This is a genomic window from Kitasatospora sp. NPDC058170 (assembly GCF_042883905.1).
GTDB lineage: Bacteria > Actinomycetota > Actinomycetes > Streptomycetales > Streptomycetaceae > Kitasatospora.
The window spans coordinates 1-1,199 of sequence record NZ_JBHVUV010000099.1 but is presented as its reverse complement, the minus strand read 5'-3'; the positions used below and the strand labels follow the sequence as shown (position 1 = coordinate 1,199).

1 protein-coding gene is annotated in these 1,199 nt (G+C 67.6%); it reads left to right on the top strand.

Annotated elements, in window-relative coordinates:
• Window positions 1-1,199 (top strand): toprim domain-containing protein (locus ACFVVX_RS38010; protein WP_387952749.1); only part of this gene is annotated, 1,199 nt, incomplete at both ends.

The window sequence follows — 1,199 nt, the reverse complement described above, 5'->3', positions numbered from 1 at the left end:
ATCGACTTCGAGGCGGAGGACAAGGACAAGGCGATCTCCGTCGAGGTCGCGATGCAGTGGAACTCCTCCTACACCGAGGGGGTCTACAGCTTTGCCAACACCATCCACACGCATGGCGGCGGCACCCACGAGGAGGGCTTCCGCGCCGCGCTGACCGGCCTGGTCAACCGCTACGCGCGGGACAAGAAGCTGCTCCGCGAGAAGGACGACAACCTCTCCGGCGAGGACATCCGCGAGGGCCTGACCGCGATCATCTCGGTCAAGCTCGGCGAGCCGCAGTTCGAGGGCCAGACCAAGGACAAGCTCGGCAACACCGAGGCGAAGACCTTCGTCCAGCGCGTGGTGCACGAGCAGCTGAACGACTGGCTGGACCGCAACCCGAACGAGGCCGCGGACATCATCCGCAAGTCCATCCAGGCCGCCACCGCGCGCGTCGCCGCCCGCAAGGCCCGCGACCTGACCCGTCGCAAGGGCCTGCTGGAGTCGGCCTCGCTGCCGGGCAAGCTCAGCGACTGCCAGTCCAAGGACCCGGCCGAGTGCGAGATCTTCATCGTCGAGGGCGACTCGGCCGGCGGCTCGGCCAAGCAGGGCCGTGACCCGCGGGTCCAGGCCATCCTGCCGATCCGCGGCAAGATCCTGAACGTCGAGAAGGCCCGGATCGACAAGGTGCTGCAGAACACCGAGGTCCAGGCGCTGATCTCGGCCTTCGGCTGCGGCATCCAGGAGGACTACGACGAGTCCAAGCTCCGCTATCACAAGATCGTTCTGATGGCGGACGCCGACGTCGACGGACAGCACATCCGGACCCTGCTGCTCACCCTGCTGTTCCGCTTCATGCGGCCGCTGGTCGAGGGCGGGTACGTCTACCTGGCGATGCCGCCGCTGTACAAGATCAAGTGGGGCAAGGACGACTTCGAGTACGTCTACTCCGACCGCGAGCGCGACGCCGTGATCGCGGCGGGCGTGGCGGCCGGGCGCCGACTGCCCAAGGACGACGCGATCCAGCGCTTCAAGGGTCTCGGCGAGATGAACGCCGAGGAGCTGCGGGTCACCACCATGGACCAGGCCCACCGCCTGCTGCAGCAGATCACCCTGGAGGACGCGGCCCGCGCCGACGACCTCTTCTCCGTCCTGATGGGCGAGGACGTCGAGGCCCGCCGCTCCTTCATCCAGCGCAACGCCAAGGACGTCCGCTTCCT